We start from the raw sequence: 9,921 nt of genomic DNA, 5'->3' as shown, positions 1-9,921 counted from the left end.
CCTCGCGTACGGCAAGCACCTACTGGAGGCCCGGCGATGACTCGCCCGCTGCTCCTGATCGATGTTGACGGACCGCTCAATCCGTTCGCCGCGAAGGCCACCCGACGCCCCGACGGATACTCCACCTACCGCATGCTGCCCGCCTCCTGGATCGCCCGGCAAGCCAACCCCCGCCGCGCCAAGCCCCTGCGCGTCTGGCTCAACCACGATCACGGCGCCATGCTGCAGGCCCTGCCGTACGACCTCGTGTGGTGCACCACGTGGCAGGCCGAAGCGAACTACTGGATCGGCCCGCACCTCGGCCTCCCCGAGCTGCCGCACGTGCCGTTCGAGCACCTCTGGGCCAGCCGGCCGGACGGCATGTACTTCAAGACGTGGGAGGTCGTCCGCTGGGCGCAGGGCCGGCCGTTCGCGTGGGTCGACGACGAGATCGGCGCTGCGGACCGGGAGTTCGTGACCGATGTCCACGAAGGCCCGGCGCTCCTTCATCACGTCGATCCGCGCCTCGGCATGCTGCCTGCCGACTTCGAGGCGCTCGCCGACTGGGCCAACTCGCTGGAGACGGAGACCGCAGCATGATCACCACCTGCCCCATCGCCGACTGCAACGAAGACGACCTGTACGGCCGGACGGACCTGTACGAGCACCTGCGGGAAGACCACAGCCGTGACGAGTTGCTGAACACGCTCATCGATCTGGCCGATGATCTCGCCTCCGCCCGCGCCAACACCGAGTGCCAGATCTGCGGCAACTACGGGGCCACACCCGGCGACCACCCACTCTGCGACACCTGCGAGAAGGAGGTCCGGGGATGACCGCCAGGAAGTTCGGCTTCACCGTGGAGTACGTTGACGAGCCCTGGGATGAGGACAACAAGCCCGGCTGGCGCGTCTTCCTGCCCCACCAGTGTGACCAGTGGCGCATCGACGACGAGAACGCGTATGAGGACCCCACCGTCCAGACCACGGCCCTCGCCCGCCTGGACGCGTTCATCGCCGAAGCCCAACAAGCCCGCGCAGCGTTGGCCCGCGGCGAGCAGTACCCGACGGAGGAGCAGTGACCGACCGCAGTTTCTGGCGTCGACTCGGCGCGGCCGTACTCCACACCGGCCCCAGCTACCAGCCCGAGCCCCTGCCCCGCCGCGGTGACCAGTTCGAGCAGTGGCTCAAGGCGCACCGGGACCGCCGGCAAGAACGCGACGGCGTCTGGTGGTACCTCGATGAGATGCTCGACGACTACCGGCTCCACGCCGACACCGGAACCCCACTCGACCAGCACTGCTGCGAGAACGGCAACGTCGACGACTGCGCCGGCTGCCACGACCAGGAGCAGCCCTGCCAGCACGTCTCCCCCGCCTACAACTTCCCCGGCGAGCCGCCGCATGGTGGCCCGTGCATCAAGTGCAGCATCCCGTTCGACCCGGAGATGATGAAGTGACCGACGTCGAAGTCCTACAGGCCGCGATCCGGGAGCTTGCCGAGCGCCCGTCCGGGCTCCCCGCGTCCTATAACCCGCTGATCGCCGCGCTCCTCCGCAGGCTGACCAGCAAGACCAACCTTGACGGGATGCTGCCCGGCGTGGCCGGCAGCAACGAGGCTCTCGCCCTCGCCAGGGCCATCACCGGAGACCAGACATGACCGACGACCTGCGGGCCCGTATCGAGTGCGCGCTCGGCCTGCACCCTGCCATCCGCGACGGGCAGACAGTGCCGCTCGCCGACACGGTCATGGAGATCGTGCAGCCGATCGCTGACGAATGCGACCAACTGGCCGCCCGGGTCGCAGAACTGGAACAGCAGGCCGCCAGCACGTACGCCGCACAGGTCAACGCTCCGCTGCGCCCCGACACCATCAACGCCCTCAACGAGCGCCTTACGGCTGGCGACTGCACGGTCCGCAAGGTCCAGGCGCCCGAGGACAGCCCCTAACCATCGCCCGGCCCGTCGACCCGCTCACCCGGCCCGAGCCCCATGAACCAGGCGAACGCCTCCGGCGCGGCCTCGATCATCGCCGCATGCTCCGCCGGGTCCTCACGTGGCCGGTCAAAGCAGAACCAGGAGCACCGGCCCCACGGATTCCAGGCACACGGCCGCCCGCAATGCCCGCAAACCATCCCAGCCACCTCGCCCACGGGACCCATCATCGGCGAGTGCGCGGGCACCTGCAGCCCGGCCGGACATGCACCCAGCCCCAGGACGCCGCGTAACAGGCGGCGGGAATCTCCGGCGGCCGCCGGGCGAGACGAAACGCCGAGTCGGGCAACGCCGTGAACGGCGTCCAGCCCTCGAACTGCTCGGCCTGCCAGCCAGCGAGCCCCGCGAGCGACCCGAGGCCAAGCTCGGCCGCCTCCTCCTCCATCTCCCGCAGCGACCGAGCCGCGCCCGCACGCGCCGCCGCATACCGGGCAGGCTCGTTGCCATCCTCAGCCTGCTCCTGTTCCAGTCGGCGGATCGCCTCATCCAGGCCAGCCCGGAACTCCCGAGCCGCCTCCAGCACATCGCCCAGGGAGCCGATCCCGATCTCCCACGCGTCACACGAATGCGGCAGCGACAGCGCCCACTCGTCCTCGGCGGCGTGAGTACTGCCGGGCCAGCTGTCGTCGTCCCCACAGACGATGGCCTCGGCTTCGTCGCTGTACTGGCCGGGCCGCTTGAGGTAGAAGGTCGTCACGATGCTTCCTCCTCCCAGCCCCAGGCCTGGGCGAGCAGCAGCACCGTCCGGCACGGGCCAGTGCTGCAGCACGGCGTCGTACGGATTGCCCGTCGCGCACGAGCCGCACGCCAACACGTACTCGTCGTCCTCGCGAGAGCTGCAGCGGCAACCCGCCAGCTCGCACGGTTCATACAGTCGACTGTCCCAGTCGTCCCGCGTCGGCTGGTGCTCGGCGAGGATCTGCCGCTCGGCGGCGACACGGCGCAGCACCGCGGCCGGGTCGTTCGCCACGATGAACTCCGCGTCGGCCAAATCAACGACCCCGCCGCCCTCGTGGCCACCGCCCACGACGTCAGCCTCAAAGTGGTGGCCGATCGACGCGGCGAAGCTACTCGTCCAGTCGTGCGAATGCACCGTCCACGGCCCACGCGTCGCCGCCCGCGCCAACTCCTCGGCCCGGACGTGCGCCTGCCGCAGGAACTCGACCGCCGAACCCTCAGCCACCGCTCCGAACCCCCTCCAGCACAGCCCGAGCCGCCTGCTCCCAAGCGTCCCGCGCGGCAGCGGAGAGATCCCCCCACGGTCTCGGCGGCCACACGGACAGGGACTCGTGCGCAGTCATCGTGTCGATGTAGACGCGGTATGCCAGCTGACCATCGGTCTCAGTCATGACCATCTCCCTGCTCGATCCTTCGGATGCGCCTCGACCAGATGCTCGCGCGCCTGCTGCATCGCCCTCTCCCGCGACCCAACCTGCGCCACCAGCGGCCACCCAGGGCAGCACGGACACAGAACCTCCCAGCAGCCCCGCAGGAGCCGGTGCACCCGGACCCGCCGCGACAGCCGCAACGGAGACTGAAGCGCCGCATCCACCAACTCATCACCCAGGACAGCTCGTAGCACCGCAGCGTCAGTGATCACCATGTCCCACACCACCCTGTAGTCCTCGGGTCGCCGCCCGTTCGGCAGCACGGGCCACTCCACACCGCTCACCGCCGCCTCCGCTTCACCCGGGCCCGCTGACGACGCCTGTACTCCGACGAAAACGCCGACCGCTGCACCAAACCGATGTCCTTCGCCGCCACGTTGAACGCCCGCAAGATCTGCCGCACCATCGGATCCGGGCGGCCGCTCACCGCCCCTCCTCCCCGTACAGGGCGTCCAGCAGCTTCCGAGTCGGGATGGTGCCGGCCTCAGGTGCGCTGCGGATGACACGGCGCAGACGGGCCAGAGTGGCCTCGGTCTCCCGCATGCGGGCCAGCTCGGGCGAGAACGCCTTGCGTACGGCGCCGGCCAGGACGCGGCGGGCGTGCTCGTGTGAGATCTGAAGCACGGACTGCTCGGACCAGTCCATGTCGGTGAGGGCGGCTTCGATGCGGTCGCGGGCGGCGCGGTTGCTGCTGGGCAGCATGTCGGGGAAGTCACTCACCGCTGCTCACCTCGCCCGAGCAGCTGCCAGAGGTCGCCTGGCGTGACGTAGCCGGGCCAGCGCCCGTCCTGGAACAGGTGCACACCCGCGTCCTGGTAGCACTGGTCGACCAACTGCGAACAGATCATCCGGCGCGAGTCCGAGATGTGCCGACGTAGACCCGGAACCGGCAGGTGGAACCGGTGCGCGGCGATTGCGAAGTACTCCGCCGCGGAGTAGCCGACCCCGACGTACCGCAGGGCCGCGGCGCAGATCGCCGCCCGCTGCCCGTCCGTCAGCCCGGCCGGCGCCACATACTCGACGTGTCGGCCCGCGTACTCGTCCAGGCCGGCGATCCTGGCGCCGCCCGGCTCGGCCTCCAGCAGCTGGCCGTCGGGGAGCACCAGGAAGGCGTGCTCAAACTCGGTGAAGCCGCCGCCGTTCAGCCACTGGCCAACCCGGATCCCCAGACCGACCGCGCCAGCGATCGACGTCAGACCTATCGACCCCGGAAGGGGCGAGGACTCGATCACTGCTGCCTCCCCTCGTGCAGCGCCCTCAGCCGGGCAGCCACCATCTGAACGGGGCCAAGCTGGCGTCTGGCCTGCTGAGCGAGCCGCCGGGCATCACCAAGTAGCGGTTCCTCGTGGCATTCGCACGAGCACGGGGCCTGGCAGAACTTGCACTGCGCCGGCTTCTTGGCCCCTGCCGCGCCCATGTCCGACTGGCAGTAGTCGTGCCCGGTACGCCCGTCCGGCAGCAGCATGTCGCCGTGCAGGCAGCCGGTGCTCAGATAGTCGTGGGCCGTCACGGCGCCTCCTCCTGCTCGCCTGGAATCGTCTTCCACCAGCGTTCCGGCCCGTCCAAATGCCAGTCGTCGCCCGGGTGCGGCTCCCGGATGCACTGCAGCCGCAACTCCTCGTCACCGCCGCGGGCCTGGCAACAGCCGCCGCTCACAGGCCACCGTCCTTCGACCAGGTCTCCGGGACCGTCAGCCAGCCGTGCTGGGCCTCGACCGTCGCCTGCTGCGCCTGCAAGTAGGCGAGCGCAACTGCCTCCTGGGATCTCGCGGTCTCCCGCCTGGCCGCGGCCCACGCCTTCACCATCGACGACACCGCGCCGGTGACGCACAAGATCCCGACCAGCCACGCCGCCGTCAGCTCGCCGCCCGTCACTGCGCGACCTCCTTCGGAACCGGCGGCCGCTTCGGATTCCCCAAGCCGAGGGTCCGCTCCGGGCCGCACGCGTCCAGCAGAGCCTGCGTCGGGGCGTCATCCGGGTACGCGGCACCCTGTGGACGCATCCCGCGGATCCGAGCGGCGTACAGCTCAGGCAAGTACTCTGGCGAGTTGATTTCCTGAAGATCCGTGAGCGCCTGTTCCAGCACCGGCAGCCGCTCCGGCGTGATCTCCTCGGCGTCGGCTGAGCCCCACGCGAAGACGTCGCTGACGTTCGCATGGAACGTAATGCTCTCGTCGCGGACGTGCCAGAGAAGTTCGGTGTGGCATTCCGCTCGGGCGAAGACGTCCAGCACCTGGTGGACGAAGGCAGGGTCGGTCATGCTGCTGCTCCCATCTGGTTGGCCTCCGCCGCAAGACGAAGGAAAATCTCCCTGGTCCACTCGGCGCCACAGCCGGGACAGACCGTGCGGAGCGTCTGCGCCCCGACCCGGATCTCCGCCGAGCACGTCGCCCCGTCGTCCCACTCGGCGCCACACATGACCGGGATCGTGCGCGGCCGCCGCTCACCGGTGACGGTCTGGGCAAGTTCGCCGACGGTGCGCCGCAACGCCTCGTCCAGCAGCTGCACATCGGGAAGCAGCTCGGATCCGTCAGGGAGCAGCCCCGGGTTCTTGTGCGCCCCGCACGCCCACGGCAAGTTGTCACGCAGGAACCTGAGGACCAGCGGCATCGTCTGCTCGACACTGCCGCGCCACACCTGCACAGTGAAGCCGCGGGCCCGACGCCAGTCCTCCTCCACCGCGAGAAGCCGGCCGAGCGGGGTGTCATCACCACCCGCGGTCAGATTGATGACCGTGGCGTTGCCGGGCATGCCGGGGTGAACGCTCATGGAACGCCCAGGGGAGCGCTTGCCAACCGGGCGGTGAGCACTGCCAGGGAGCTTCGCCCACAGCTCGCCGACCTCGTTGAGGCGGTCGTACAGGCGCTCCTCACACCGCCAACAGGCCAGCCGGCCGTAGTCGGCGCCGTGCAGCTCGTAGCCGCAGCAGCAACATTGGGGTATCGGAAGGGGATCGTCGGCGGTGTCGAACATGCTCGTCTCCGTGCTGAGGAGTACCGTCAGGTTCGAGCCGGAGAGCAGCGTGGTGGTCGCTCGGGCGGTGCGGGTCAAGCGGGGCGTCCTGGGCAGGGGCGTCCCGCTCTCGTTCTGTCAGGACGCCAGGAACTCGCGGGCCACAGTCCAGAACGCGACCGGGACGCGCGCGGCTTGGTCGGGTGTCAGGCCGAGGATCTCGGCGAGCTCATCGTCAGAGAGCGGCATTGGGGTCTCCGTGCGGTGCGAGGGGTACGCTAGGAGCATCCACACCAGCGGTACCTCGTGAAGCGCCAGCCCGGCCAGGGGTTGGCGCTTTCCCATTCACGCACAGTGTGCACCATCGGCGCGTGAAGTGGACGTTAGAGCTCCACGGGCCGAATTCCAGCCTCTACCTGGTACGGCGGCAGATGCACATCCACGAACACGCGGCGAGGCGGCTCCTGAGCACACGGACACCCGCACTGCTCCTCCCACGGCCACACCACACCCGCCGGCAACTCGCCGTCATCCCACCACGGATGAGCGCGCGGCCGCAGCATATGCTCGTCTATCTGGCACATCGGACAGATCCTCTCGTCCTCGAACCGGCCCGTCATGACGGGCGCGGGTGCACGGTGCGGCAGGGCCGGCAGAACCCGGGGCGGCCGGTGCACGGCTCGGCGTCGGGCTGCTCGGGCTCGGCGGGGCCGTCGATGGCGGCTTCGATCTGCGTACGGACGTCGGCCGGCAGCGTCTGGGCGAGCCGCAGGACGCGGGTCAACGCCTCCTCGGCAGCATGCAGGTTCCGGCGGACCTGCGCGCCGTAGTGGTCGGTCATCTCTGCTGCTCCTGTGCGGTGATGAGGTCATGGGCGAGGTGGACGGCATGCGCGCGGTCGCGGGCGCCGAGCTTGAGGTAGGCGGTGCGCAGGTAGGTGCGGACGCTCTCGAACGCGATGCCCAGGTCGTCGGCGATGGCCAGGTTGGTGCAGCCCTGTGCGGCGAGGGCGAGCACCTGGACCTCCCGCCGGCTGAGCGGCCGGGCGTGCAGTTCCTCGGGGACCGGGCCGGGGCGGATAGGCGTCATGGCTGGTCAGTTCTCCTCGGGGTTGATGGCGAACAGGCCACTGGCGGCCGCGCGGCAGAGGTTCTCGGCGCCGGTGACGACGTCGCGCTCCTCGCGGGCCCGGTCGGAGCGGGCCGCTTGCCGGATGCAGCCAGCCGCGATCAGCACGGAGGCGGCGCAGCACAGCGACCAGCCGGCGGGCGTCATGACGGGGTGCCGAGGATCGCGCGGGCGACCGCGAGGGCGTGCTGGTACTCCTCAGCCATCGGCCCGTGCTCGCCGACCTCGACGCCGGTCAGGGAATCCAACCAGCGGGCGAGCGCCAAGCCGACGCCGGGGTGCAGCAGGGCGATGTACTCGGCGGTCGGCCGGTTCTCTTCGGCGAGGTCGGCGCCGGTCTTCATCGTCCACGCTTCCTTGCTCTTGTCGCGGTCGTTGTCGACGCGGAGGAAGCCGTACGCCTCGTGGACGATCCACGGGCCGGCCGCGCGGTGGTTGGCCTCGTTGGCGAGCGCCCGCAGCTTCTCGGCGGCGGCGCGCAGGGTCTGGGCGGGGGTCTGGTCGGGCACGGTGCTCTCCTTTGGGGTGGGCCGGGCCGTACGGGACGGCCCGGCGCGGGGTGGCAGGTCAGCGGGCAGCCGCAGCTACCTGCTCGGCGATGCTGGCGATGAACTCGGCCCGCATGTCGGCGGGCATGTCGGAAAGGAACGCGAAGTGGACCCGGATCAGCGGCCGCCCGTCGTCGCTCGCGTTGACGTCGACGTGGTCCTCGCTGGGCTCTAGGTCGTCGGCGCCGAGCCGGATAGCCCAGTGGCCGAGGGGCGCAGCCTTCCGCCGCAGATCGTGGATGGCGAGCTGGGCGGTGTGGAAGTCGTCCTCGCTGAGGGCGTCCCAGGGCTGCTCGCCCTCCATGCCCTCGCCGACGCCGCCAAAGTCGGGGTCCTCGGCGTGGGCGTCGTACTGGAGGGCAGCCTCGGCGTGGAGGTCGGCGGTGGTGTACGGCTGGTCGGTCATCGTGGGTTGCTCCTCAGCAGGGGATGGTGTCGGTGTCGTCGGGTGTGGGTGGCGGCTCGGCGGTCACTCGGCGGTCTGCCGCGCGGCCAGCGCCCAGGACCAGGCGGGCCCGTCGAGTTCGCCGTTGGTCGTGAGCGGCTCTGCGAGGACCGCAGCGGCGATCGTGAACGCGACCCGGTGCGGCTCAGCGGTGATGGGGATCGGCAGCGGCTCCAGCGGCCCGTTCGAGTGGTCGGCGTTCAGCTCGGCGATCACCCAGCCCCGCGAGGCATCCCAGGCGACGAGGACACCGTCTTCGAACCGGCCGTGCGCCTCGCCGATCATCAGCAAATCGGAGGTGTCCCAGGTGAGGACGGCGGACGGGACGGCGGTGATGCCGTCCTCGGCGTACTCGTCACTGTCGGAACCGTCGAAGTCGTCCGGCCGGATGCCGGCGGCGGTCAGGGCGTCATCGACGCGGTCGAGGTAGATGTCGGCCTGGGCCATGGTCATGTCGGTCACGGTGGTGTGCTCCTTCGTGGTGGGGCCGCCGGTCAGCGGCCCCGGGTGGATATGACGGGCGTCAGTAGGCGTCAGTTGTCCGGGTTGGGGTCGACGAGCTGCATGCCGAGTGCCTCGCGCAGTTCGTCGTCCAGGAACAGGGCGACGGGCCGGCCGTCCGCAGCAAGGCAGCAGACGATCGTCTCGTCACCGGGGATGCTCGGATCGGGGTGGATGACGGTGCGGTCCCAGCGGACGGTCAGCGGGTCCACGGTGGTCCTTCCGGGGGTCAGGGGTGGTGACGGCCGTCAGAAGCGGTGCGGGTGGCGACCGGCCACGCCTGGCGGCAACCGCTGCCCTGGCAGCGCACGTGCTCCGGGACGCCCTCCAGGGACCACATGAGGTCTTCGTTCAGGACCGATCGGCCGCAGCGGGACATCTGGCCGTACAGACTCGGCTTGCCAGCGACGTGGACGACCTTGTCGGTGCGGGTGTTCGGCCGGTTGTACCAACTGGCGTCCCGCTGGGCTGCCCATGGCTCGTCGGCGGTTTCGGTGGTGGCCACGGGTCAGCCCTCCTTGCTGGTGCGGGCGGCGAGCAGCAGGTCGCGGGCGCGGTCCATGCCGTCGGCGGCGTGGCGGCCGGCGTCCTCGTACACGGCCGCGCGGTTCGCCTGGAGCAGCTCGGCGGCTTCAGCGAGGACCTGGTCGCGGTGCTGCGCCTGCTCGGCGCGGAGCCGGTCCACCTCCGCGAGCACGCGGCCGAGGTCGGTGTCGCTGCGCCACGCCGGGTGCGTGGTCTGCTCGTGCCGGGTGCGGATGGCGGCGAGCTGCTGGTCGGTGAGCGGGGTCGGGGTGTCGGCCTGCGCGCTGGTGGTCCCCTGGTAGGTGTGGCTGTACTCGTCGCGGTTCGGGTCGTCGTAGCAGTCGATGCAGATCCGGGGCGCGATGCCGTGGAACGGGTGGTGACGGTGCCGCGGGTGTCCGCAGCTGATGCACGGGCCGCGCTCGGCGGTGGCGTCGGCGGTGGTCGGGGTGTCGGGCATCG

At 70.3% G+C, this 9,921-nt stretch carries 23 protein-coding genes; 6 read left to right on the top strand and 17 right to left on the bottom strand.

Annotated elements, in window-relative coordinates:
• Positions 1–36 precede the first annotated feature (36 nt).
• Genes OG455_RS40730 through OG455_RS40705 form a run of 6 tightly spaced genes read left to right on the top strand, consistent with a single transcriptional unit; the run spans position 37 to position 1,927 of the window.
• Complete coding sequence (locus OG455_RS40730; RefSeq protein WP_266300607.1) at positions 37–579, top strand: hypothetical protein; 543 nt, start codon at positions 37–39, stop codon at positions 577–579.
• The gene (locus tag OG455_RS40725; RefSeq protein ID WP_266300608.1) at positions 576–815 is read left to right on the top strand and encodes a hypothetical protein; all 240 of its coding nucleotides are present in this window, start codon (positions 576–578) and stop codon (positions 813–815) included. The genes OG455_RS40730 and OG455_RS40725 overlap by 4 nt, the downstream gene beginning before the upstream one ends.
• Entirely contained in the window at positions 812–1,060 is a 249-nt protein-coding gene (locus OG455_RS40720; protein WP_266300609.1) for a hypothetical protein, read from the top strand. The genes OG455_RS40725 and OG455_RS40720 overlap by 4 nt, the downstream gene beginning before the upstream one ends.
• On the top strand, positions 1,057–1,437 hold the full coding sequence (locus OG455_RS40715) for a hypothetical protein (protein WP_266301822.1): 381 nt from the start codon (positions 1,057–1,059) through the stop codon (positions 1,435–1,437). The genes OG455_RS40720 and OG455_RS40715 overlap by 4 nt, the downstream gene beginning before the upstream one ends.
• Entirely contained in the window at positions 1,434–1,637 is a 204-nt protein-coding gene (locus tag OG455_RS40710) for a hypothetical protein (RefSeq protein WP_266301821.1), read from the top strand. The genes OG455_RS40715 and OG455_RS40710 overlap by 4 nt, the downstream gene beginning before the upstream one ends.
• Positions 1,634–1,927 (top strand): hypothetical protein, encoded by a 294-nt coding sequence (locus OG455_RS40705; RefSeq protein WP_266301820.1) that lies wholly within the window; start codon positions 1,634–1,636, stop codon positions 1,925–1,927. Before OG455_RS40710 ends, OG455_RS40705 begins: the two co-directional genes overlap by 4 nt.
• A 211-nt stretch (positions 1,928–2,138) precedes the next feature.
• On the opposite strand, the gene OG455_RS40700 is transcribed toward OG455_RS40705, so the two are convergent.
• The 17 genes from OG455_RS40700 to OG455_RS40620 all read right to left on the bottom strand — a co-directional run bounded on the left by OG455_RS40700 (position 2,139) and on the right by OG455_RS40620 (position 9,919).
• Positions 2,139–3,155: a DUF6221 family protein gene (locus OG455_RS40700; RefSeq protein WP_266301819.1), complete on the bottom strand. Its 1,017-nt coding sequence runs from the start codon at positions 3,153–3,155 to the stop codon at positions 2,139–2,141.
• A 628-nt stretch (positions 3,156–3,783) separates the two neighbouring features.
• Positions 3,784–4,080: a hypothetical protein gene (locus tag OG455_RS40695; protein ID WP_266301818.1), complete on the bottom strand. Its 297-nt coding sequence runs from the start codon at positions 4,078–4,080 to the stop codon at positions 3,784–3,786.
• The gene (locus tag OG455_RS40690) at positions 4,077–4,592 is read right to left on the bottom strand and encodes a hypothetical protein (RefSeq protein ID WP_266301817.1); all 516 of its coding nucleotides are present in this window, start codon (positions 4,590–4,592) and stop codon (positions 4,077–4,079) included. Before OG455_RS40690 ends, OG455_RS40695 begins: the two co-directional genes overlap by 4 nt.
• Positions 4,589–4,870 (bottom strand): hypothetical protein, encoded by a 282-nt coding sequence (locus tag OG455_RS40685; RefSeq protein ID WP_266301816.1) that lies wholly within the window; start codon positions 4,868–4,870, stop codon positions 4,589–4,591. Before OG455_RS40685 ends, OG455_RS40690 begins: the two co-directional genes overlap by 4 nt.
• Positions 4,867–5,016 carry a hypothetical protein gene (locus OG455_RS40680; RefSeq protein WP_266301815.1) on the bottom strand — a complete coding sequence of 50 codons (150 nt, stop codon included), beginning with the start codon at positions 5,014–5,016 and terminating at the stop codon, positions 4,867–4,869. The genes OG455_RS40685 and OG455_RS40680 overlap by 4 nt, the downstream gene beginning before the upstream one ends.
• On the bottom strand, positions 5,013–5,234 hold the full coding sequence (locus OG455_RS40675; RefSeq protein WP_266301814.1) for a hypothetical protein: 222 nt from the start codon (positions 5,232–5,234) through the stop codon (positions 5,013–5,015). Before OG455_RS40675 ends, OG455_RS40680 begins: the two co-directional genes overlap by 4 nt.
• Positions 5,231–5,620 carry a hypothetical protein gene (locus OG455_RS40670; protein WP_266301813.1) on the bottom strand — a complete coding sequence of 130 codons (390 nt, stop codon included), beginning with the start codon at positions 5,618–5,620 and terminating at the stop codon, positions 5,231–5,233. Before OG455_RS40670 ends, OG455_RS40675 begins: the two co-directional genes overlap by 4 nt.
• Entirely contained in the window at positions 5,617–6,411 is a 795-nt protein-coding gene (locus OG455_RS40665) for a hypothetical protein (protein ID WP_266301812.1), read from the bottom strand. Before OG455_RS40665 ends, OG455_RS40670 begins: the two co-directional genes overlap by 4 nt.
• 517 nt (positions 6,412–6,928) lie before the next feature.
• Positions 6,929–7,153 (bottom strand): hypothetical protein, encoded by a 225-nt coding sequence (locus OG455_RS40660; RefSeq protein WP_266301811.1) that lies wholly within the window; start codon positions 7,151–7,153, stop codon positions 6,929–6,931.
• Positions 7,150–7,401, bottom strand: coding sequence for a helix-turn-helix transcriptional regulator (locus OG455_RS40655; protein ID WP_266301810.1), 252 nt, complete (start codon positions 7,399–7,401; stop codon positions 7,150–7,152). The genes OG455_RS40660 and OG455_RS40655 overlap by 4 nt, the downstream gene beginning before the upstream one ends.
• 6 nt (positions 7,402–7,407) lie before the next feature.
• Positions 7,408–7,587 carry a hypothetical protein gene (locus OG455_RS40650; RefSeq protein WP_266301809.1) on the bottom strand — a complete coding sequence of 60 codons (180 nt, stop codon included), beginning with the start codon at positions 7,585–7,587 and terminating at the stop codon, positions 7,408–7,410.
• Complete coding sequence (locus OG455_RS40645) at positions 7,584–7,949, bottom strand: hypothetical protein (protein WP_266301808.1); 366 nt, start codon at positions 7,947–7,949, stop codon at positions 7,584–7,586. Before OG455_RS40645 ends, OG455_RS40650 begins: the two co-directional genes overlap by 4 nt.
• 58 nt (positions 7,950–8,007) lie before the next feature.
• Positions 8,008–8,394, bottom strand: coding sequence for a hypothetical protein (locus tag OG455_RS40640; RefSeq protein ID WP_266301807.1), 387 nt, complete (start codon positions 8,392–8,394; stop codon positions 8,008–8,010).
• A gap of 63 nt (positions 8,395–8,457) precedes the next feature.
• Positions 8,458–8,895, bottom strand: a complete 438-nt coding sequence (locus OG455_RS40635) for a hypothetical protein (RefSeq protein ID WP_266301806.1) — start codon at positions 8,893–8,895, stop codon at positions 8,458–8,460.
• 71 nt (positions 8,896–8,966) lie between these two features.
• Positions 8,967–9,146, bottom strand: coding sequence for a hypothetical protein (locus tag OG455_RS40630; protein ID WP_266301805.1), 180 nt, complete (start codon positions 9,144–9,146; stop codon positions 8,967–8,969).
• A gap of 17 nt (positions 9,147–9,163) precedes the next feature.
• Positions 9,164–9,439 (bottom strand): hypothetical protein, encoded by a 276-nt coding sequence (locus OG455_RS40625; protein WP_266301804.1) that lies wholly within the window; start codon positions 9,437–9,439, stop codon positions 9,164–9,166.
• Positions 9,440–9,442: 3 nt separating this feature from the next.
• Positions 9,443–9,919 (bottom strand): hypothetical protein, encoded by a 477-nt coding sequence (locus OG455_RS40620; RefSeq protein ID WP_266301803.1) that lies wholly within the window; start codon positions 9,917–9,919, stop codon positions 9,443–9,445.
• Between the last annotated feature and the right edge of the window lie 2 nt (positions 9,920–9,921).

Origin of the sequence: Kitasatospora sp. NBC_01287, from assembly GCF_026340565.1 — a bacterium.
In the GTDB taxonomy this organism is placed as follows: domain Bacteria; phylum Actinomycetota; class Actinomycetes; order Streptomycetales; family Streptomycetaceae; genus Kitasatospora.
Note: the sequence above shows the minus strand (reverse complement) of the source record. Positions and strands in the feature narration are given on the sequence as shown.

What these genes read in the sequence shown, in the direction of transcription:
- OG455_RS40730 (WP_266300607.1), top strand. Translation starts at nt 37, where the DNA reads ATGACTCGCCCGCTGCTCCTGATCGATGTTGACGGACCGCTCAATCCG.
- OG455_RS40725 (WP_266300608.1), top strand. Translation starts at nt 576, where the DNA reads ATGATCACCACCTGCCCCATCGCCGACTGCAACGAAGACGACCTGTAC.
- OG455_RS40720 (WP_266300609.1), top strand. Translation starts at nt 812, where the DNA reads ATGACCGCCAGGAAGTTCGGCTTCACCGTGGAGTACGTTGACGAGCCC.
- OG455_RS40705 (WP_266301820.1), top strand. Translation starts at nt 1,634, where the DNA reads ATGACCGACGACCTGCGGGCCCGTATCGAGTGCGCGCTCGGCCTGCAC.
- OG455_RS40670 (WP_266301813.1), bottom strand. Translation starts at nt 5,620, where the DNA reads ATGACCGACCCTGCCTTCGTCCACCAGGTGCTGGACGTCTTCGCCCGA.
- OG455_RS40660 (WP_266301811.1), bottom strand. Translation starts at nt 7,153, where the DNA reads ATGACCGACCACTACGGCGCGCAGGTCCGCCGGAACCTGCATGCTGCC.
- OG455_RS40655 (WP_266301810.1), bottom strand. Translation starts at nt 7,401, where the DNA reads ATGACGCCTATCCGCCCCGGCCCGGTCCCCGAGGAACTGCACGCCCGG.
- OG455_RS40650 (WP_266301809.1), bottom strand. Translation starts at nt 7,587, where the DNA reads ATGACGCCCGCCGGCTGGTCGCTGTGCTGCGCCGCCTCCGTGCTGATC.
- OG455_RS40640 (WP_266301807.1), bottom strand. Translation starts at nt 8,394, where the DNA reads ATGACCGACCAGCCGTACACCACCGCCGACCTCCACGCCGAGGCTGCC.
- OG455_RS40620 (WP_266301803.1), bottom strand. Translation starts at nt 9,919, where the DNA reads ATGCCCGACACCCCGACCACCGCCGACGCCACCGCCGAGCGCGGCCCG.